This window comes from Bombilactobacillus sp. ESL1097 (genome assembly GCF_058107205.1).
The window spans coordinates 1-18,280 of record NZ_JBYLUB010000002.1 but is presented as its reverse complement, the minus strand read 5'-3'; the positions used below and the strand labels follow the sequence as shown (position 1 = coordinate 18,280).

Annotated in this window: 20 protein-coding genes and 1 pseudogene; 8 read left to right on the top strand and 13 right to left on the bottom strand. The window is 39.9% G+C overall.

Going from position 1 to position 18,280, the window contains the following annotated elements; all coding sequences use genetic code 11:
• Nucleotides 1-176: 176 nt before the first annotated feature.
• The 9 genes and pseudogenes from AC3B6D_RS04305 to AC3B6D_RS04265 all read right to left on the bottom strand — a co-directional run.
• On the bottom strand, nucleotides 177-905 hold the full coding sequence (locus AC3B6D_RS04305) for an LrgB family protein (RefSeq protein ID WP_489757696.1): 729 nt from the start codon (nucleotides 903-905) through the stop codon (nucleotides 177-179).
• A complete protein-coding gene (locus AC3B6D_RS04300; RefSeq protein WP_489756880.1) occupies nucleotides 905-1,342 on the bottom strand; it encodes a CidA/LrgA family protein in 438 nt (145 codons plus the stop codon). The genes AC3B6D_RS04305 and AC3B6D_RS04300 overlap by 1 nt, the downstream gene beginning before the upstream one ends.
• A gap of 316 nt (nucleotides 1,343-1,658) precedes the next feature.
• The gene (gene rplI, locus AC3B6D_RS04295; protein WP_489756881.1) at nucleotides 1,659-2,111 is read right to left on the bottom strand and encodes a 50S ribosomal protein L9; all 453 of its coding nucleotides are present in this window, start codon (nucleotides 2,109-2,111) and stop codon (nucleotides 1,659-1,661) included.
• Nucleotides 2,112-2,124: 13 nt separating this feature from the next.
• Nucleotides 2,125-4,158 carry a DHH family phosphoesterase gene (locus tag AC3B6D_RS04290; RefSeq protein WP_489756882.1) on the bottom strand — a complete coding sequence of 678 codons (2,034 nt, stop codon included), beginning with the start codon at nucleotides 4,156-4,158 and terminating at the stop codon, nucleotides 2,125-2,127.
• A gap of 99 nt (nucleotides 4,159-4,257) precedes the next feature.
• Entirely contained in the window at nucleotides 4,258-4,494 is a 237-nt protein-coding gene (gene rpsR, locus AC3B6D_RS04285) for a 30S ribosomal protein S18 (RefSeq protein WP_489754979.1), read from the bottom strand.
• 31 nt (nucleotides 4,495-4,525) lie between these two features.
• The gene (ssb, locus tag AC3B6D_RS04280) at nucleotides 4,526-5,038 is read right to left on the bottom strand and encodes a single-stranded DNA-binding protein (protein WP_489756883.1); all 513 of its coding nucleotides are present in this window, start codon (nucleotides 5,036-5,038) and stop codon (nucleotides 4,526-4,528) included.
• Nucleotides 5,039-5,071: 33 nt separating this feature from the next.
• Nucleotides 5,072-5,368 carry a 30S ribosomal protein S6 gene (rpsF, locus tag AC3B6D_RS04275; protein ID WP_489756884.1) on the bottom strand — a complete coding sequence of 99 codons (297 nt, stop codon included), beginning with the start codon at nucleotides 5,366-5,368 and terminating at the stop codon, nucleotides 5,072-5,074.
• Between the two features lie 184 nt (nucleotides 5,369-5,552).
• The gene (gene gyrA, locus AC3B6D_RS04270; protein ID WP_489756885.1) at nucleotides 5,553-8,024 is read right to left on the bottom strand and encodes a DNA gyrase subunit A; all 2,472 of its coding nucleotides are present in this window, start codon (nucleotides 8,022-8,024) and stop codon (nucleotides 5,553-5,555) included.
• Between the two features lie 19 nt (nucleotides 8,025-8,043).
• Nucleotides 8,044-9,777: pseudogene (locus AC3B6D_RS04265) on the bottom strand (DNA gyrase subunit B); the annotation flags it as partial.
• 39 nt (nucleotides 9,778-9,816) lie between these two features.
• Here AC3B6D_RS04265 and AC3B6D_RS04260 point away from each other — a divergent pair.
• The 4 genes from AC3B6D_RS04260 to AC3B6D_RS04245 all read left to right on the top strand — a co-directional run bounded on the left by AC3B6D_RS04260 (nucleotide 9,817) and on the right by AC3B6D_RS04245 (nucleotide 12,505).
• Nucleotides 9,817-9,951 carry a hypothetical protein gene (locus tag AC3B6D_RS04260; protein WP_489775012.1) on the top strand — a complete coding sequence of 45 codons (135 nt, stop codon included), beginning with the start codon at nucleotides 9,817-9,819 and terminating at the stop codon, nucleotides 9,949-9,951.
• Between the two features lie 101 nt (nucleotides 9,952-10,052).
• Nucleotides 10,053-11,306 (top strand): glycoside hydrolase family 32 protein, encoded by a 1,254-nt coding sequence (locus tag AC3B6D_RS04255; protein ID WP_489775011.1) that lies wholly within the window; start codon nucleotides 10,053-10,055, stop codon nucleotides 11,304-11,306.
• A 120-nt stretch (nucleotides 11,307-11,426) separates the two neighbouring features.
• On the top strand, nucleotides 11,427-12,041 hold the full coding sequence (locus tag AC3B6D_RS04250) for a LacI family DNA-binding transcriptional regulator (protein WP_489775010.1): 615 nt from the start codon (nucleotides 11,427-11,429) through the stop codon (nucleotides 12,039-12,041).
• Nucleotides 11,945-12,505, top strand: coding sequence for a substrate-binding domain-containing protein (locus AC3B6D_RS04245; RefSeq protein ID WP_489775009.1), 561 nt, complete (start codon nucleotides 11,945-11,947; stop codon nucleotides 12,503-12,505). The genes AC3B6D_RS04250 and AC3B6D_RS04245 overlap by 97 nt, the downstream gene beginning before the upstream one ends.
• Before the next feature lie 55 nt (nucleotides 12,506-12,560).
• On the opposite strand, the gene AC3B6D_RS04240 is transcribed toward AC3B6D_RS04245, so the two are convergent.
• A complete protein-coding gene (locus tag AC3B6D_RS04240) occupies nucleotides 12,561-13,334 on the bottom strand; it encodes a tyrosine-protein phosphatase (RefSeq protein ID WP_489775008.1) in 774 nt (257 codons plus the stop codon).
• A 59-nt stretch (nucleotides 13,335-13,393) separates the two neighbouring features.
• Here AC3B6D_RS04240 and AC3B6D_RS04235 point away from each other — a divergent pair, with 59 nt between their 5' ends.
• The gene (locus AC3B6D_RS04235; RefSeq protein WP_489775007.1) at nucleotides 13,394-14,131 is read left to right on the top strand and encodes a glycosyltransferase family 2 protein; all 738 of its coding nucleotides are present in this window, start codon (nucleotides 13,394-13,396) and stop codon (nucleotides 14,129-14,131) included.
• Between the two features lie 17 nt (nucleotides 14,132-14,148).
• Nucleotides 14,149-14,547, top strand: coding sequence for a YueI family protein (locus AC3B6D_RS04230; protein WP_489775006.1), 399 nt, complete (start codon nucleotides 14,149-14,151; stop codon nucleotides 14,545-14,547).
• 383 nt (nucleotides 14,548-14,930) lie between these two features.
• On the opposite strand, the gene AC3B6D_RS04225 is transcribed toward AC3B6D_RS04230, so the two are convergent.
• Genes AC3B6D_RS04225 through AC3B6D_RS04215 form a run of 3 tightly spaced genes read right to left on the bottom strand, consistent with a single transcriptional unit; the run spans nucleotide 14,931 to nucleotide 17,024 of the window.
• Nucleotides 14,931-15,398, bottom strand: a complete 468-nt coding sequence (locus AC3B6D_RS04225) for a hypothetical protein (protein WP_489775005.1) — start codon at nucleotides 15,396-15,398, stop codon at nucleotides 14,931-14,933.
• Complete coding sequence (locus tag AC3B6D_RS04220) at nucleotides 15,388-15,978, bottom strand: HAD family hydrolase (RefSeq protein WP_489775306.1); 591 nt, start codon at nucleotides 15,976-15,978, stop codon at nucleotides 15,388-15,390. Before AC3B6D_RS04220 ends, AC3B6D_RS04225 begins: the two co-directional genes overlap by 11 nt.
• Nucleotides 15,972-17,024: an HAD-IC family P-type ATPase gene (locus AC3B6D_RS04215; protein ID WP_489775004.1), complete on the bottom strand. Its 1,053-nt coding sequence runs from the start codon at nucleotides 17,022-17,024 to the stop codon at nucleotides 15,972-15,974. Before AC3B6D_RS04215 ends, AC3B6D_RS04220 begins: the two co-directional genes overlap by 7 nt.
• Nucleotides 17,025-17,097: 73 nt before the next feature.
• Here AC3B6D_RS04215 and AC3B6D_RS04210 point away from each other — a divergent pair, with 73 nt between their 5' ends.
• Nucleotides 17,098-17,745 (top strand): HAD hydrolase-like protein, encoded by a 648-nt coding sequence (locus tag AC3B6D_RS04210; protein WP_489775003.1) that lies wholly within the window; start codon nucleotides 17,098-17,100, stop codon nucleotides 17,743-17,745.
• On the top strand, nucleotides 17,742-18,280 hold a 539-nt coding region (locus AC3B6D_RS04205; RefSeq protein ID WP_489775002.1), incomplete at its 3' end, for an alpha/beta hydrolase. The genes AC3B6D_RS04210 and AC3B6D_RS04205, both read left to right, overlap by 4 nt.

The window sequence follows — 18,280 nt, the reverse complement described above, 5'->3', positions numbered from 1 at the left end:
TTAACCTCATATCTAGTTACAATTTTACCACGGATAATATAGGGATAATATATGTTTTAAAATATTCAAAATAACATTAAATACCATCGAAAGTAAACAAAAAAACCTTTCCTAGTTACCAACGTTTAAATTAACTAACTAGAAAAGGTTTTATCATTTAAATTATAAACTAGTGTTTACAGATGCATCATTTGTGCAAACAGTGGCACTGCAATATTATCAACAATACCAATGATAACAACCGAAACAGCGGCCATCGCACCTTGAACAGAACCTAATTTCAAGGCAAAAGCAGAACCAACGGTATGTCCAGCAGTACCCATACCTAAACCAGCACCGATGGGGTCGCTTTCCAATCTGAACCACTTAACTAACCATTTACCTAAAGCATAAATGATAACGGCGTTCAGGATACATGCCATCGCAGTAACAGCAGTGTTGCCACCAATAGCTGTTGACAATGGTAAAGCAATCGCAGTCGTAGCTGATTGACTCATCATGGAAGCTGTGCCGACCCGACTGAGTCCCAAGAGTTTGGAAATTCCCAAAATAACAAATAAGGAAATAAAGGTACCAATTAACAAACTCAATAAAATAACTAGCCAATTCTTCTTAAACACATCATTACGTTTATAAAGCGGAATTGCAAAAGCAATTGTGGCAGGTGTTAAGAACCAGAAGATTAGATCCCCACCAGGCTTATAGAATTTCGTATAAGCTGCTGCAGTCGTCATTCCCATGCCTTTTCCTAACAAGAAAATTAGAAAAATTCCCAAAACCATCGCTACAAACAACGGTTGAAATAAGAAAAAGCCATGAGTCAAATTAAATAAGTATTGCCCAATTTCAAAAACTCCCAATGAAAGTAAGATACCAAATAAGGGATTCGATAATAACTCTGCCATCATTTGTTCTCTCCTCCTACTTGTTCTTGTGTATCTGTATCAGTATGTTTGATCTTTTTACTGATCCATAATAACAATCTTGTTGTATAAGCCGTTACTACCAACAAAACGATTGTTGATAAAATAATGACGATAACTAATTGGACACCTTCATTTGCCATAATGTTCAAATTAGCAGCTAGAGAAATTCCGGATGGTACAAACAAAAAGGCAATTAAACCAATCATGGCACTTCCAAAGGAATCAACCCACTCTAATTTGATAATATGACAAGTCAATAATAAATATAACAAAATCAAGCCAATAACCGGCGTTGGTACAGGGAATGATTTTGGCATCATATTAGAAATCCACTGTGATACAAACAAAATTGCTGCATAAATTAACATTTGAATCAATAATGGTGCAGCTTTTGGCTTCTTATCTTCTGGTTTCATTTTCACATCACCTATTCTTAAAATTTATCGCACTTATTGTCTAAGAGACCTAAACAATAAATTGGTTCCATCATCACTTTCTTTCTCCCAAAATCGATAAAATTTTAGTTTAATCAAAACTAAAAACTATCTACATATGGTTTATAACGTTTTCACGAATTTGTCAAGTATTTCACAAGATAATTGCTTCACAATCTGCAAGCCCTTACATCTTTGAGCTATTAAAAAAACTAGAATTCACAAGAACCTAGTTTCTTTATAATTTTTCTCAAAAAATTCTGCAACTAATACTGTAATTTACATTACAACAATAATATTACTTTTCACTGACATGCACCCGTATGGAAGCTTCAATCCCTGGATACAATTTCACTGGTACATTCATATAACCTAAAACTTTAATCGGCTCGGCCAATTCAATTTTGCGCTTATCAATTTCAATTTGGTACTGTTGTTTTAAAGCTTGCGCAATTTGTTTACTGGGAATTGACCCAAATAACCGACCATCACTGCCGGCTTTCGATTGTAGTTCAACCACCGTTTCATCTTTTTCTAAAACGGTCTTAATCATTTGAGCACTAGCTTGTTCTTCATCTTTTTCTCGTTGTTCAGCTTGCTTTTTACCATTCAATTCACTGATGGCCTTAGCAGTGGCGACTTGAGCTTTACCGTTTTTAATTAAGAAGTTGCGCGCGTAGCCATCAGCGACTTCTTTGACTTCGCCACGTCGACCCTTACCGCGAACATCTTGTGTGAAAATTACACGCATCTTTTCATGCCTCCTAGTTATTGTCTGCTTGCTTAGGTTTATCTTCTACTTTTTGTTGGATAATTGCAATCAATTCTTTCTTAGCCTGAGCAATTGTATAATCAGCTAATTGCGTTGCCGCATTGGATAAATGACCGCCACCACCCATTTCTTCCATAATGACTTGCACATTAAAGTCACCTAAGCTTCGCGCTGAAATTGCTACTTTGGCATCGGACCTTTTGGTAATCACAAATGAAGCATCAATTTTTGATAAGGTCAATAAAGTATCGGCTGCCTGTGCCGCAATCACGGAATCATAAACTTGATCTTCTTCACCCGTGCAAATGGCAATTTGTGGCGTCACCATTTGTACGGTATCAATTAAATGGTTCCTTTGGATATAGGATGACACATTTTCTTTCAGTAAATTTTGCATTTTCGTGCTGTCAGCCCCTACTGAGCGTAAATAACTGGCCGCATCAAACGTCCGTGTTCCTGAACGTAAAGAAAAGGAATGTGTATCGACAAAAATGCCAGCTAGCATGGCCGTCGCTTCTAGTTTAGATAAAGACTGTTGGCTTTGTGGTTGGTATTCAATCATTTCAGTTACCAATTCACTAGCCGAGGAAGCATAAGGCTCAATGTAGGCCAGTAATGGATTAGCAGGAAATTCTTCACCACGCCGATGATGATCAATCACTACCGTTTGATCGGCTAACTTCGCCGCCAATTCTGGGCTAGCGGAACGTGATGGTTTGGATAAGTCGACCATAATCAACATACTTTGCGCATTAGCTTGATCTAACGCCTGTTGCGGCGTAATTAAATCATTTGATAAATGCTGGTCTTGCTCAATCCATTGCAATAAACGTGCAACATCTGTGTGCGCTCCGTTAGCATCAATCACAATTTTACAAGTTTTATTATTCATTTGTGCAATTCGATGAATGCCTAAACAGGCACCTAAAGAATCCATATCAGGTTGTTGGTGCCCCATCACATAAATAACATCAACTTGGTTAAATAACTCTCTTAAGGCTTGGCTAATCATCCGTGCCCGGACACGCGTCCTTTTTTCCATCGGATTGGTGTTGCCGCCATAAAAGCGTGCCGGTTCGTCCGCCTCACGTACAACTGCTTGATCGCCACCTCGACCCAAGGCCAAATCAATATTTTTTTGCGCATCTAACGCTAGTTGGGCCAAGTTATCTTTACCATAGGCAAAGCCAATACTTAAAGTTAACGGCACATTTTGCTGCGAAGTAGTCTTACGAATTTGATCTAAAATTGAAAAACTATTAGCTTCCAGGGCCTTTAGCGCATTCACATAGCCCACCACAATAAAACGGTCACTGGCCACGCGTTTTAAATACATTTCATTTTGATTAGCCCAATCAGTTAATTGATTAGTTAAATAACTATTCAAATCTGAGCGATCCCGATCAGCCATGGTTTGCACAAGCTCATCATAATTATCAATAAAAACTTGCCCAATCGAAATTTTTTCATCTTCATACTTTTGCTTAATAGCTACATACTGCGTAACATCCAAAAAATAAATTACGCGAAAATTTGGTTGCACAAAAGTTTGAAATTGAGTTTGACCAATAGTTAATAACGTCGCAGCTTGTTGCTGCTGTTCATTTTTTTCGACCAGTTGAATTAATTCTGGATTAACTTGATTTAAACTACGTCCTAGTAAATCCTTATCAACAAAATGGCGCTGTAAATTAGGATTCACCCATTCAATCGTGCGCTGTTTGTCGTTATCATACAGTAACATCCCAATGGGAATATTAATCAAAGCTTCTTGTTTGCCCCGATTTTCACGAAATGATAAATCGTATAGATATTTATTAGTTTGCACCACAAACTTGCGTAATAAATAAGAACCAATGGCGACAATTAACGTAAAAATAATAAAGACCAATAAACCTAAAACTGGACTAATTCCAAAAATTAAACTAACTAAAATTAAAGCCAAAACCACTACGACAATTAACCCCCAACGTAGTGGCTGACTAATAGCTAATAAACTATTCTTAGCTACGCTCTTTTTTTTCATACTTACCCTCTTGTAACTAGAATTTAGCTATATTTTAACATACTGTTTACATTAAAAAAGAAGCCTACCTTGAGTAGACTTCTTTGGGATTGAAGCTTATTAATCTTCAGCAACAAATGGTAATAAGCCCATTACTCGTGCACGTTTAATCGCAATTGTTAAACGGCGTTGATTCTTGGCGCTTGTTCCCGTTACTCGACGAGGTAAAATCTTGCCTCGTTCCGAAATAAAACGTTTCAGCAAATCTGTATCTTTGTAATCAATATATTCAATATGGTTAGCGGCAATAAAGTCAACCTTCCGGCGACGACGGCCACCACGACGTTGTTGTGCCATGTTGAACGCTCCTTTCAATTATTCACAAAATTTAAAACGGTAAATCATCATCTGAAATATCAATCGACTGCGTATTATCCGCAAATGGATCTTCATCCATTGATGGAGCAGAATTATTGGCAGCTCTATTATTGGAATTATTAAAATTATTATTAGAGTTGCTTGGTCCAGGAGTCGTATTATTTTCAACCGTTTGATTTTGATTTCCATTATTGTGGTTCGCCGATTTCGGTTCTAGCAGTGCAAAATTCTCCACTACAACTTCGGTCACGTAAACCCGCTGTCCTTGTTGATTCTCATAATTGCGAGTTTGAATGCGCCCATCAATACCAACTAATGAGCCCTTATGCGTAAAATTAGCAAAATTTTCCGCTGATTTACGCCAAATCACACAATTAATAAAATCAGCTTCCCGTTCACCATTCGAATTGGTGAATTGCCGATTAACAGCAACGGTAAAAGTAGCAACGGCTGTTCCTGCAGCTGTATACCGCAAATCAGGGTCACGGGTCAAACGACCAACTAATACACTACGATTAATCATACTCCTGTCTCCTTTTTGACTGTCTCCAACAGATTAATCTTCGCGCTTGATAATCATATGACGTAAGATGCTGTCATCAATTTTTGATAACCGGTCAAATTCATTGATCGCTGCTTGGTCTTGGGCATTAACATTAACGATATGGTAAGTACCTTCATTGTAACCACCAATTTCGTAAGCCAAACGCCGTTTTTGCCAATCTTTTGAATCTAATACATCAGCACCGTTGTCTTTGAGAACCTTATCAAAGCGTTCAATCAAGGCCTTCTTATCTTCTTCAGAAATATCCGGTTTGATGATATAAGTGATTTCATAATGTGTTTGAGCCATTATTTTACCTCCTTATGGACTAATGGAGAATAAATAGATTATTCTCAAGGAGTATTAACTATCTTAAAGTGTAATACTCACAGAATAGTATTCTACCATCATTTACCAAAAAATACTACCAAAAAAGTTTTTAACGTTCCAAGCGCCTTGCACTTTTAGATTACGTTAAAAACTTTAAGAATTTTTAGTTTTCTGAATCTGGCTGAGTTTCGGTGACTTCCGGTTCAGGATCTACCTTCGTCATTGTCGAAACCTTGGCGCCATCATCCAATTTAATTAACCGCACACCTAAAGTGGCCCGGCCGGTTTGTGAAACATTATTAACTGCAAACCGAATCATGACGCCTTGATTGGTTACCACCATCATGTCTTCAGTTCCAGCAACGGTCGTAATTCCTGCTAGCGGACCATTTTTAGCCGTCACATTCGAAGTCTTAATTCCTTTGCCACCGCGCCCTTTGATTGGATATTCTGTGGCCGGTGTTTTTTTACCATAACCATTTTCCGAGATGACCAATACATCACTTTGCTCAGCTAAAATGGCTGAACCAACTACGTAATCTTCTTCTCGTAAGCGAATACCCCGTACGCCTGCGGCCGTGCGACCCATGATCCGCACTGCATTCTCTTCAAAAGCAACAGCATAGCCTAAATGCGTGCCAATCAAAATATTATTCTGACCATTGGTTAGCATTACATTATCTAACGAGTCATTATCTTTTAAAGTAATTGCTCGCAAACCATTTTTGCGAATATTTTGAAATTCATCTAAAGCTGTACGTTTCACGGTTCCTTGTTTAGTGACAAAGAATAAATAATGATCCGCACTAGAAGCATCCTTCTTTAAATGAACCACCGTCTGAATTTGTTCACCGTTATCAATTCCTAGTAAATTAATAATCGGAATTCCTTTAGCACTACGCCCATATTCAGGAATTTCGTAAGCTTTCGAACGATAAATCTTGCCGGCATCAGTGAAGAAGAGTAAGACATCATGCGTCGATGTATAAATTAATTGTTCAATGAAATCATCATCATTGACGCCCATCCCTTTAATGCCGCGACCACCACGATTTTGTACTTTAAATTCGTCGGCGGGCAACCGCTTGATGTAACCACTATGAGTCAAAACAATTAAGACATTTTCTTCTTCAATTAAATCTTCATCTTCAATACTTAATACTTCGCCGACTAATAATTCCGTGCGGCGGGCATCACCATATTTACTTTGAATTTCCAGTAATTCTTGATAAATTATTTCGTCAATCCGCTCAGGTTTCGCTAAAATATCTTGATAATCAGCAATTTTGGTCATCAAATCTTGATACTCATTTTCAATTTTGTCTCGTTCTAAGCCAGTCAAACGGACCAAACGCATATCTAAAATTGCCTGAGCTTGTTTATCAGACAAAGAAAATTGGGTAATCAAAGTGCTTTTCGCAATTTCCGCCGTTTTAGAACTGCGGATCACTTCAATCACCGCATCAATATGATCTAACGCAATGCGTAAACCATCTAAAATATGCGCGCGATTTTGCGCTTTCTTGAGTTCAAATTGGGTACGCCGACGAATAACTTGTTCTTGATGTTTTAAATAATATTGCAAAATCTCTTTTAACGATAAGACTTGCGGCGCACCTTTGACAATGGCAACCATATTAAAACCAAATGAAGTTTGTAAGGCGGTCATCTTATATAAATTGTTTAAAACAACATTAGCACTCATGTCGCGACGAATATCAATCGTCACCCGCATACCTGTGCGATCTGATTCATCGATCAAGTTAGTAATTCCCTCAATCCGGTGATCCCGTGCCAATTCAGCTATCCGTTCAATTAACTTAGCTTTATTAACCATGTAGGGTAATTCAGTGATAATTAATCGTTCCCGGCCATTTTTTAGCGTTTCAATTTCTACTTTGGCCCGTAAAACAATATTTCCACGGCCCGTTTCATAGGCATGCCGAATCCCCGACTTACCCATTACCACACCGCCAGTAGGAAAATCTGGTCCAGGAATGGCCTGCATCAACTCAGCAGTAGTCACATCCGGATTTTTCATCAACATGTGAATGCCATTAATAACCTCAGTCAGATTGTGAGGCGGAATATTAGTTGTCATCCCGACAGCAATCCCCGTCGCACCATTGACTAATAAGTTCGGAAAGCGTGCTGGCAAAACCACGGGCTCACGTTCAGTTCCATCATAATTTTCTTGAAAATCAATGGTATCTTTATTAATGTCACGCAACATTTCGGTCGCAATTTTACTCATTTTTGCTTCGGTGTACCGCATTGCGGCCGCAGAATCGCCATCGACGGAACCAAAGTTACCGTGTCCGTCCACTAACAAATAACGATAACTAAATTTTTGCGCCATCCGCACCATCGACTCATAAATCGCGGAATCACCATGGGGATGATACTTTCCCATTACATCCCCCACAATCCGGGCGGATTTTTTATAAGGCTTGTCCGGCGTAACACCTAATTCATTCATTCCATATAGAATTCGCCGGTGAACGGGTTTCAAGCCATCACGGACATCAGGCAACGCCCGAGCCACAATGACACTCATTGCGTAGTCTAAAAATGAACTCCGCATTGTTTTGGATAGGTCAACCGTTTGAATACGGCGATCATCAGTTTCTGCCATGCACTATCAGCTCCCTCAATTAAAAATCTAACTCTGCATATTGCGCATTTTGTTCAATAAACTCTCGCCGTGGTTCGACTTTATTACCCATCAACATTGAAAAAACTCGATCGGCATCAGCTGCATCAGAACTAGCTACTCGATCCAAGCGCCGATTTTCGGGATTCATCGTCGTCTCCCAGAGTTGATCAGCATCCATTTCACCTAGACCTTTATACCGTTGAATGACGGGTTTAGGACTTGGCTGTAAAGTCACCATAAAATCTTTTAATTCTTCATCTGAATCAATATAACGCGACATTTTACCTTGTCTGACTTGATATAGCGGCGGCTTGGCAATATAGACATAGCCAGCTTCCAAAATTGGACGCATATAACGATACAACAAAGTCAACAATAAGGTCCGAATATGGGCACCATCAACATCGGCATCCGTCATGATAATTAATTTATGATAGCGCGCTTTGGTAACATCAAAATCATTACCAAAACCCGTGCCCATCGCTGTAAACAAAGTGCGAATTTCATCATTCGCTAAAATCCGATCCATTGAAGCTTTTTCAACGTTTAAAATTTTACCGCGAATCGGCAAAATAGCTTGCGTTAAGCGTGAGCGCCCCTCTTTAGCAGAACCGCCGGCTGAATCTCCCTCGACGATAAATAATTCGGAGATTTCTGGATCTTTACTAGTATTGTCTGCTAATTTACCGGGCAGATTACTAATTTCCAAACCGGATTTTTTCCGCGTTACTTCACGTGCTCGTTTGGCCGCTACTCGAGCTCTAGAAGCCAACATTCCTTTATCAATAATTTGTCGCGCTTGAGCAGGATGTTCCAACAAAAACTTATTAAAATGATCAGCAAAAGTCCGATCGGTAACTGTGCGGGCATCAGAATTGCCCAATTTGGTTTTAGTTTGGCCTTCAAATTGTGGATCCGGATGTTTAATGCTGACCACGGCTGTCATACCTTCACGCACATCATCACCGGACAATTTTTCGTTGTCTTTGAGTAAATTATTTCGGTGACCATAATCATTAATCACCCGGGTTAAAGCAGCTTTAAACCCAGCTTCGTGTGTGCCGCCTTCATAAGTATGGATATTGTTAGCGAAGGTCATTAAATTCGAATGATAATCATCCGTATATTGTAAAGCAACCTCCACAGTAATCCCGTCTTGAACGCCTTCGACATAAATTGGTTCTTCAAAAATGACATCTTTATTTTCGTTCAAATACTCAACGTAACTCTTAATGCCACCTTCATAGTGGAATTCGAGCTTTTCCGCCGTGTCTTGCCGTTTATCCGTAAACGTAATTTTCAAACCTTTATTCAAAAAGGCTAATTCGCGAATCCGGGTCACTAAGGTGTGATCATCATAAACCGTCGTTTCGGTAAAAATGTCGGGATCGGGTGCAAAATGCACTTTAGTACCATGTGGGCGATCATCAGTGATGGCCCCCAAAACTTTCATTGGCGTTTTCACTTTGCCCCGTTCAAAGTCCATGTAATAGCGTTGGCCATTGCGGTGCACTTCAACATCTAAATGCGTACTTAATGCATTTACTACTGAAGCGCCAACCCCATGCAAACCACCCGAGACTTTATAACCGCCACCGCCAAATTTACCACCAGCGTGTAACACATTAAAGACCGTTTCCAAAGCGGGTTTACCCGTTTTTTGTTGAATGTCTACCGGAATCCCCCGACCATCATCAATGACCGTGATACTGTTATCCGGTTCTACTTCCACATTATTGGTCAAGTGTTACTGTCCAACCCCTTAGGAACCTTGCGCGATCATATTGGTTATAGTAGTACCTTTCATGTGATTGCCATTACAGTTTTGTTAGCGGGAATTTATGCATTCTTCGTTTTGAAAAAAGATGATCAAGATGTTAACGGTGATCCCTTTATTCGTTCATAAATTAAAAGTTGAGGTAAAAAAATGACAGCTTTACAAGTAACTAATCAGCGTTATCGCTTGGGACGCGCAGTAAGGATTTATTACACTGGGAAACTTTGCCTGTGGCATTAACACCAGGCGATGCGGAAGATCAAAACACTGGTTTGCCTGTGGCATTAACACCAGGCGATGCGGAAGATCAAAACGGTTGTTTTTCTGGTAGTGCGATTGTTAAAGATGATACTTTGTATTTAATTTATACCGGTAATAACTATTATGATGAAAAAGATCCCGATCGTTACTGGCAGAATCAAAACTTAGCTTATAGCACTGATGGCATTCATTTTACCAAATATGAACATAATCCCGTTATTGCTACACCGCCAGCCGATAATACACAAGAATTTCGCGATCCCAAAGTTTGGGAGCATGACGGTCATTACTATGTTATTTTAGGTGGGCAAACTAAGGCTGGCTTATTGTTGTATCGCTCCGATAATTTAGTGGACTGGGACTATTTAGGACCACTGACGCAAGCTAAAAATAGTCAACTAGAAGGTTATATGTGGGAGTGTCCGGATTTGTTTCATTTAAACGGTCAAGACTTATTGTTGACTTCGCCGCAAGGGATTCAAGCACAAAACCAGCAATATTTGAACTTACACCAAACGGTTTACTTTGCGGGTCAGCTAGATTATCAAACACCGCAGTTTGCCCAGATGGGTTTTCACGAATTAGATTTAGGGCATGACTTTTATGCGACGCAAACGATGCTTGCTCCTGATGGCCGGCGCATTGTGGTTGGCTGGCTAGCAATGTGGGAAAGTGACATGCCAGAACAAGCTGATGGTTGGTCGGGAGCGTTAACTTTGCCCCGCGAGTTAGTTTGGCAAAATGAGCATTTATATATGCGACCGATTCAAGAAGTGCAGTCCTTAAGACAAAAGGTATTGCAACAACAAAGCTGTGCCTTAAGTGAAAAGCCAATAATCATTAGTCAAGATCAAGCCACGGTGGAATGGCAATTAAACGTAGATCTAGTACAATTTCAGGGTACTAAAATCGAAGTTATGTTTCAAGATCCCACCACTACTGCCCAAACAAAGCTCACTTATTTAGTTAAGCAACAGCAATTAATTGTGAGTCGCACCGACCGCGAAACGGCTCGTTATGGTCAATTACAAAATTGTGATCAGTTGCAATTACAAATTTTTGTTGATCGTAGTTCCTTAGAAATTTTTGTCAATCAAGGCGAAGTGGTCTTTAGTGAACGTTATTACTTTAACCAAGCACCTGTAATTCAACTGCAAGCTGACGGTCAAGGAGTAGCTGATAGTTTGGTTTACCAGTTGGAAGCAGCCACGAATCAATATTAAAAAGATTGTTTGTTGAAATTGACGAACCATTCTTTTTATCCTAACCATTTTTTCATAGCAACTTTTTTGGTCAAAATAGTTGAGCTATAATGAAACTAAAAAAGTGGGGAGCAATGTTAGGTGCCAAAATTAGAGGATGTTGCGCAACTGGCAGGAGTTTCAAAAACGACGGTTTCACGTGTCTTGAATCGCCGCGGCTATTTAAGTCAAACGACGATTGATAAAGTTTATGCAGCCATGGATCAATTGGATTATCATCCCAATGTTGTGGCGCGCCAATTGTATCATCATAAAACGGACTTGATTGGTATTTTATTACCATCTGTGGCGGATCCTTTTTTTGGTGAGTTGACTACGAGTTTGGAAAATCAATTATACCAACAAGGTTTTAAAGTTTTAATTGGTAATTCGATGAATAATTCGCGTAAGGAAGCGGACTATTTGGATCAACTATTAATTAAACAGGTGGATGGTTTAATTGTCGGTACGCATAATCAAGGCTTAAGCCAGTATCAGAAAAAAAATTTGCCGATTGTGGCGATTGATCGCATTGTCAGTGATGACATACCCATTATTGCTTCAGACAACTTTCACGGCGGTCAGTTAGCGACATACCCATTATTGCTTCAGACCAACATTTGTTGGATCAAGGCGTCACGAAAATTATTCATACGAATGGTCCCCATGATCTCGCTACGCCCGCCCAACAGCGAAGGCGAGCTTATGAACAAGTGATGCAAGACCATCAGTTAACGCCAGTGACGTATGAACTAGATTTTAATATTAGTGCCGCGGCTAAGCGGCGCGTTTTTCAAAAGATTTTTCAAGAACATCCAGATGTTGAAGCTATTTTTGCCGCTAATGATACAGACGCGATCTTAATTTGCCAAGTGGCTTTAGAATTTGGGCGCCGAGTACCTGACGATTTGTTAGTAGTGGGCTATGATGGCACTACTTTATTACAAAATCTCTTTCCACAATTAACGACTGTTGTACAGCCAATTGCTCAATTAGCGCAACTGGCAGTTGAAGTTTTACAGCAAAGATTACACGGACAGGCCACAGATTCGGAATATATTTTGCCCGTCCAATGGCATGCCGGCCAAACTGGTTTCCAAAAATTACACGGAAGGCCACAGATTCGGAATATATTTTGCCCGTCCAATGGCAAAGAGTCCCTTGTACAAGTTTCAATTTGATCACAGTTGCAGTATTTATTGGTAACTGGATCACGAACTTGATGAAGGGACTCTTTTATATTGAATCTTTGGTAGTGTATAACTGAAGTAAAAGTGCTTTCTTAGTAGGGCTTAAACCCAGAATTTGTTGTTCAAATTTTGGCCAGGAACCATACACGGCCGTTACGGCCGTCTGAATAGCCACAACAGCAGCTTGATCCGCGGGTGTGAAATTCATTTGTTGAATAGTTTGATCGTTAGGATTATCTAAATAAGCTAGATCAGTGGCGTGGGTGTACATGAGATTAGTCAGAAGATAATCTTGCGTAATATAGTCGATGGGTACTTGTAAAACTAGGAGTAGTAAAATGGCTAAAATGCCTGTGCGATCTTTACCCGCTGAACAATGGAAGACAACGGATTGATTGGGGTGCTGATGATTTTCTAATAAAACCGCGAAAAAATGATAAAAAACTTGTTGGGAATAATGATCTAAGACAACTTGTTGGTACATGCCGGGTAACCCCGAAAATTGTTGGTCCGGGGGCAATGTTTGATAAAGCTTATCACCGGTAGTAGTACTAGAAGGTTCTGCATAGAGTGGTGCGGCAATTAATGTTAAAAATGAAGTCTCGGGATCCGGCCAATTTTTTCGTTCATATTCAGATCGCAAATCAAAACTGTAGCGTAAGCCGTAATGCTTTAAGTAGCGCAATTCACGCGGTGTTAAGGCACTTAAGTAACCGGCGCGCAAAATTTTGTGCCAGCGAATGTGACGGTGGTCGGTTGTGGGATAACCGCCCAATTCTCGAAAATTATTAGTGTTAGAAAATTGAAAAATTCTTTGCATTGAGAATCCTCACTGAAATTAATACAATATAGGTATTGAAAATTAGGAGACAGTTTATAGTGAAATTAACGTTAGTGATGCCTTTGTATAACGAAGAACAATTGCTCCGACGTAGTTTAACGTCCATTGTTCAACAAATTAATCAGAATTTTGAATTGTTGATGGTTAATGATGCTTCCACTGATCAAACGGTGGCGATTGCCCAAGAGTTTGTCCAACACCACGCTAACTTTCGGTTAATCAGTCAGACAACTAATCAAGGCATTTCGGCGGCTCGCAATCGGGGAATCTTAGAAGCACAGGGGGACTTAATTACTTTTATTGATGGTGATGACTGGCTGGAACCACAATTTACCGATTATTTTTTAACGTGCTTTCAGGATCAACAATTAGACTTAGCCGTGTGTGGTTTTGTTAAAGAATCTGCGAAGAAAGTCCTCAATAAAATCCAACCATTGCCCCCAGCTTATTATTCGCAAGCACAATTAGTTATAACTAAAATGACAAATGGCTCGGTTATGGGTTACACCTGGAATAAAGTTTATCGCCTGACAACGATTCGCAAGCATCATTTAACTTTTGCACCCGACTTGTCTTTGATGGAAGATCAGGTGTTTAATATCAAATACGTGGCGTTGACAAGTCGCTTTTATGTGGACTCTACGCCATTGTATCATTACTGGCAACATGGTCAAAGTGCAACCCATACGTATAACTTGCAGCATGTTAAAAGTATTGGTCAGGCTAATTATCGAATTTTAAAAACTTTGTATCAAGTTAAAAAGTATCATCTTTGATGAATCTAGGTGTAGAAATGACAAGTGTAGAAGACTATTTAAAGCAAAATGTTTTTGGCAAGCCGCAACTAAAACCCGATGAAAAACGTAAATTTTTGGGTAATTTTCAAGAGCGAGTCGCGTTAGCTTTAACGGTAGCACAAGTGCGCCAAGTGCAAAATTTGGCAGTAGTTAAACAAGTCATGCAAAGATATCCGCAGTATCATTTGTATATTAATGGTCGTTTGTATATTAATGGTCGTTTGAGTCATAGTTATCGTCAGCCATTAGTGAAACTAGCGGTGCAATTAAATTATGCTTTTACGATTATCAATCAACAAAATCTGAGAACCGCCACTAAAGCATTAGGTGATCAAGAAATGGGATTGGTGATTGCAGATGCCAAACAAGCTGTTAAAGGCCCAATTCTGATTTAATTTAAATGATGGTTAACAACAAATTAATCATTCAGTTTGTAAAGTAAAACTTCAATTTTTTACTTAAACGTTCCTCAGCTTTTAGGCGACTTTTGTTGCAGTATTATTTGAAACAGTAACGGACCAGAAATTCACGTAAAATTTTAAATACCGGATAAAAGGTGATCAGGATGATTAAGCTCCAATAAAGTTGTTGATGGTGAAATAAATTCAACAGCTCAAAAGGTTTGCCCCAACCAATGAACATGAGTAGATTAGTGATAAAAAGGAGGGTGAAAATAATTAGTGTACCGCGATTAATGGGGCGCGAGATAGTCCATAATGCAGCAAAACTGATCATGCTAACGGCAAAAACTGCCAAGGTGGAGGGTGAGTTAACGCGATTAATGAAGTCCATAATGCAGCTTAGTACCAAATAAAACAAGTAAGACTACAAATAATGTAATATCTAAAGCAGCTGGCAACGCCACTTGCATAACATTTTTGTAAAAGCGGCCTTCAGGAGGACGAAAATCGGGCTGCAAGGCTAAAAATAAGGTGGGAATTCCTACGGTTAAAGCGTTAATCGGCGTTAATTGTGCCGGATGAAAAGGATAGTTGGTGCGCATAACAATAAAACAAATGGTTAACAGCACTGAATACATAGTTTTAATCAGATATAAGGCTGCTACTCGTTCAATGTTATTAATAACGCGCCGCCCTTCATTCAGAACGTAAATCATGGAATCAAAATCTTGGTTTAATAAAACAAAGTCGGCAGCACTTTCAGCGGCATCACTGTTGCCCGCAATAGCAATGCCACAATCCGATTGGCGCATTGCTAAAACATCGTTGACTCCATCACCGGTCATGGCGATTTGGTGCTGGTTTTGTTGTAAACCTTTGATTAATTTTTGCTTTTGACTCCGGTAAAGGTGCTGGTTTTGTTGTAAACCTACGCCCGAAAACAGTATATTTTTGGGCAATTTGGCCGTAATCTTCGAGGGAACGGTCTACAGCCACACTGGACATATCAATAGCTTTGATGTCGGTACTTAAATTAACTTGTTGTGCAATGGTTTGAACGGTAGCCGGATCGTCGCCAGAAATGATTTTTAAAGCGACACCTTGCGTTTGAAGATATTGAAAAGTATTAGCCGCCGTCGGTCGCACTTCATCTTGAATTAAAAGATAGCCTAAGAGTTGTGGCTGTTCAATGGTTTCAGTAATGAGTTTTGGTGAATGGACGACAGCCAAGACACGATAACCTTGTTGCGCATAAGTTTGCGCGCGCTTAATTTGGTCAGTGTCATGTAAGATAAAATTCGGGGCACCTAAGGCAAACGAGCCTTGGTGTTTTAAATTAACGGCGGACCATTTACGTTGTGAAGAAAAAGCGACGATACTCTCAATGGCTGGTAAATCAGCTGCTGGTTCTTGCGCTGTTAAAATGGCCTGGGCCGTTTCATTGGTGGTTGCGCTGTTAAATCATTGGTAGCACGAACGATAGTTTGACTAATGGCTAACAACTGTTGCGTAGTTAAACTTTCCGCAATTACTTGAGTTAATTGCAGGTTGCCCGTGGTAATGGTGCCGGTTTTGTCTAAGCATAGTGTATCAACGCGTGCTAAGGATTCGAGCGCCGTCATAGATTTGACCAGGACTTGTTTATGGCTCAAGTGAACCGCGCCAACGGCCAGGGCCACAGAAGTTAGTAAGACGAGCCCCTGAGGAATCATGCCGATAATGGATGCGGAGGTTCCTAAAATGGCCGCTGACCAATTATGGGAATGCTGAAAACTGCTCCAAAAGAGCAATAATCCTAAGGGGACAATGATATAGGTGAGAACTTTGATAATTTGGTTGATGATGTTTAATAATTGTGAAACATTGTGTTGTTGTTGCTTGGCAGAATTGGCTAAGCGATTCGCAAAGCTTTGCTCCCCCACAGCTGTTAATTCAACCAGGGCCTGGCCACTAACAACGGAACTGCCGGATAGAACTTGATCATTTTCGGTTTTAATGACCGGGGTTGATTCGCCAGTAAGGTTAGATTCATCAACTTCTAAATGGGAGGTTTGCCGAACGCGACCATCGGCGGGAATTTGGTTACCACGCTGTAAGATTACGAGATCATGCAAGACTAACTCATCTTGAAAGACCGTAGTTTGCTGTCCAGCACGGAGAACTTGGGTTTTTTGGCGATTTAAAAAAGTTAAATGATCCAACTGCCTTTTAGCGTGGATTTCTTGATATGTACCGATGATAAAATTGGCGACGACGGGTCCTAAAAAGAACAGATTAGCGAAACGACCAGTGCTAAAAATCAAAATGGCAATGACTAAATTGACCAGATTAAATAAAGTAATCAGATTTTTTGATATAATTTTAGAGATTGGTGTGGAATTTTGATTTTTGACCTGATTAGTATTGCCATGCTGGCACTGTTCTTGCACCTGTTGTTGACTCAGACCAGTTTGGACGTTAGTACCTTTCATGAGTTCACCTCAATTATGATATACGAATGATTGTAGTCTTATTTTGTAAAAAAATTGTGAAGAAGGAATTAATTTGTTAAGAAATATTTTTTTTGATTTAGATGGAACCCTAGTTGATAGTGGCTTAGGAATTATGAATTCCTTGAAGTTTGCGTATCAAACGGAAGGCTTAGCAGTCCCATCTGATAGCCAATTACGGAAGTTCATTGGGCCACCTTTGATGGAAAGCTTGGCGCAATACAGTCAAATTCCGGCACACAGTGAATTGTCGACTAAACTGATTGCAGATTTTCAAGATTACTATGGTCGAAAAGGTTGGTTAGAATTAAATCTTTATCCGCAGATTACTGAAATGTTAGCACAATTACGCCAATTAGGAAAACAACTTTTTGTGGCAACAGCCAAACCGGAGAATTTTGCGCGTCAAATTTTAGCAGAATTAAACTTAACAGACCAATTTAATGGTATTTACGGCGCTGATTTGAGTGAAACCATGTCTAAAAAAGAGATCATCGCTCAAGCTTTAACTGATAATCAATTAACAGCCGCCGAAACGCTGATGATTGGTGACCGTAATACGGACGTTCTCGGCGCACAAGCTAATCAAATAGCAACGATTGGGGTATTGTACGGTTTTGGTACGGCTCAAGAATTACAGCAGGCGGGCGTCATTGATTTAATTGAGCAACCGTTAGATTTAGTGAAGAAGGTTCAGGCATGATCAAAAAGCACTGGAAAGCATTGGTGATCACTTTAGTCGTGTTGTTGCTCGCGGCAGATTTGGGTGGCGCCTATTATTTGTTTAATTTTGCAATTAAAAAGGGGGGCTACAGTGCCCGTAACGCTGGTCAAGCATTAACGACCAGTGAGCTATGGGCCAAAAAAGCGCCGCAGCAAGTTTGGCAGCAAACAACAAGTGACAAAGCACGAGTTCATTTAAAAGCGCGCTATTATCCAGCTGCTCAGACTGCGAAAACGATGTTATTGGCTCATAGTTTAACAATGGGTGCATATATTAAATTATTCCATCAAGCAGGCTATAATGTTTTAGCACCGGATGATCGTGCTTCAGGACGCAGTGGTGGCCAATACTTGGGCTACGGTTGGTTAGATCGCAAGGATTATCAAGGCTGGGTGCAGCAAATTTTACGTAAAAATGGCACGCAGAGTCAGATTGGTTTATTTGGCGTTAGTATGGGTGCGGCCACGGTCATGTATTATTTGGGGTTAAACGTGCCGCAGCAAGTCAAATTTGC